The sequence below is a fragment of the Paraburkholderia sp. RL17-373-BIF-A genome (genome assembly GCF_046030175.1).
Taxonomy (GTDB): Bacteria; Pseudomonadota; Gammaproteobacteria; order Burkholderiales; family Burkholderiaceae; genus Paraburkholderia.
The window spans coordinates 1-2,164 of sequence record NZ_JARESO010000212.1 but is presented as its reverse complement, the minus strand read 5'-3'; the positions used below and the strand labels follow the sequence as shown (position 1 = coordinate 2,164).

Genomic DNA, 2,164 nt, shown 5'->3' with positions numbered 1-2,164 from the left:
AATCGCCTTCCTTAACCAGCTTTCCCGACTACCTGTCAGGTGCAGTCCAGGCTAGTACATGTAATATAAATGGCGAACTGTGTAATAGAAGTGGTGATTCTGCCTTTGGCCGCCCTAGAGATTTAGTCTGTTTGTCCCCTATAACACCGTTGCTCTAGGCTTCGCGAAAAAGAGATGCTGAGTTCTACGCGCGCTACCGCTGTTTTTATTACATACATCGCCACTTATATTACACTTCCTACTGGACACGCTCGTTGGACCGGGCACCTGGTCGCCGGACGCGCTCGATAACGCCATGCCGCACGCTGTACTGTAGTGCATCGGACGCGTCGCGCGAATTCATCACGCCGGCGCTGGCCAGCTCGGCAACGGTTGTCGGCTTCGGGTGCCGGCGCAAGTAATCGATGAGCTTCCCGGCGTTATCACGAGCTTTCATGATGCAGTCGCTCCAGTTCCTTGATGTCCTGCGAGGCTGGTAGCGCCGCGCAACCTGTTGGCGGAATGCAGCCTATATGCGCGCGATCCCGTCTCAATCGCCCAGTTCGGCCAGCCCCCGAACGTCGCCTTCTCGATCAACCAGCCGTAGCCACGTCTGCAGATTCTGACTGCTGCCGTTAGGCAGCCGGTCGGCCAGCGTATGGTCGTTAGCTTTGCCCAGCATGTTGTGAAGTCCCAGGTGTGTGCAACCAGAAGGTAGTACATGGCTTGAACCGCCCCGAATCCGGAGCGGTTCAGCGTGAGTTGCTCCACAAAATTTCGTGGATAGCAAGATTCGGACGGGTCTGATTGCAGACTCAATGAGGATCGCGTAAAAATCTCTCATCGAGAGAGTGTGTGCGAGCAGCTTTATGGCTTAAGGGGGTTAGAACTGACGACGATGAGCCGCGCGAACGCGATAAACGGGCAGTTAGCATTGGGCACGCCCAGACCAGCAGCATAGCTCGGCGCGATCAACGACGAGTCTTGTCACCGGAAGAGTTTGCTTGCGCGGTTCACGGGATCTTGGGACTGATGCTGCTCGGTCAAGCGGCCGTTTGCGTGTCGAGCGCTACATCGTTGATGGTCATTCCGATAGGTAGAGGCGTCTAGGGGGAAGACGAGCTACGTTAGTGTTGTCGGATTTGTCCTCTTTGACCTGTGCGGACGCCGTGACCGCGACTAACTTGCCGCCAGGCAAGGACACAGATCGGGCCCGCTCGCCGGTCTGTCGGTAGGCCTACCGAATCGTAAAGCCTTTGGACTGGTCAAAGGTTGTGACAGTGTTAGGGGAGAAGGCGATGAAGGTGCTGCTGATTGACAATGACCTCGATTCAGGACGAGATCTGGTGCGGGCCTTGCATAGTGAGGCATGCCCAGTTAACTGGGTACGCCACGGAATGGCGACCGCAATGGCTAGCCGTTCGATCTACAGCGTGATATTGCTTGATACCAGTTCTTCGAACGCATCGGGCGTCGATATACTGCGCAATTTCAGAGCCTCGAATATCGAAACGCCCATCATCGTTCTTACAGATCAGGTCGGTATTGAAACCCGCGTCTCAAGCCTAGATCTCGGTGCGGACGATGTCCTTACTAGACCTTTTGACGTTCGCGAACTACTTGCAAGAGTCCGCGCAATCCTTCGTCGTAAGGCGGGCTACGCGTCGTCAGAAATTGGCGATGAAAAATTGAAGCTTAACCTCATCACTCGCCAATTAAGATACAACGGTCAAGTGCACACCCTATCCGCGCGCGAGTTCGATCTGATCATTGCCCTCCTAGAGAGGCCGGGGACGATCGTTTCACGGTCAACGCTGGAGGACCGACTGTACGGATGTGGGAGGGATGTCGAGAGCAATGCGGTTGATGTACTGATTTACGGCATTCGGAAGAAATTTTCATCAGCTGTCATCCTGAATGTCCGAGGCGCCGGTTGGACGATCCCTATTGGTATTCGTTCGGATCCGGTTGTATTGCGTGAACGCGATGGACGCGCAGGCGTTGACTACAGTTGGAGCAATGAACAAGTCGAACAAATGTTCTGCTGAAGTCCGGGAACGTGCATTGCGCATGGTGCAGGAGCATCGGGGTGAGTATCAGTCACAGTGGGCGGCGATCGAATCCATTGCCCCCAAGATTGGCTGCACGAGCCAGGAGTTATTGTGGAATGTGGTGTACGCGGAAT

General features: G+C 54.9%; 3 protein-coding genes. 1 reads left to right on the top strand and 2 read right to left on the bottom strand.

Going from position 1 to position 2,164, the window contains the following annotated elements; translation table 11 throughout:
- Positions 1 to 238 precede the first annotated feature (238 nt).
- Both P0D80_RS49695 and P0D80_RS49690 read right to left on the bottom strand, forming a co-directional pair.
- Positions 239 to 436 (bottom strand): hypothetical protein, encoded by a 198-nt coding sequence (locus P0D80_RS49695; protein WP_408295966.1) that lies wholly within the window; start codon positions 434 to 436, stop codon positions 239 to 241.
- A gap of 93 nt (positions 437 to 529) precedes the next feature.
- On the bottom strand, positions 530 to 661 hold the full coding sequence (locus P0D80_RS49690) for a hypothetical protein (RefSeq protein WP_408295964.1): 132 nt from the start codon (positions 659 to 661) through the stop codon (positions 530 to 532).
- Positions 662 to 1,277: 616 nt separating this feature from the next.
- Between P0D80_RS49690 and P0D80_RS49685 the strand changes: the two genes are divergently transcribed.
- Positions 1,278 to 2,027, top strand: a complete 750-nt coding sequence (locus P0D80_RS49685; RefSeq protein WP_408295962.1) for a response regulator transcription factor — start codon at positions 1,278 to 1,280, stop codon at positions 2,025 to 2,027.
- Positions 2,028 to 2,164: the final 137 nt, after the last annotated feature.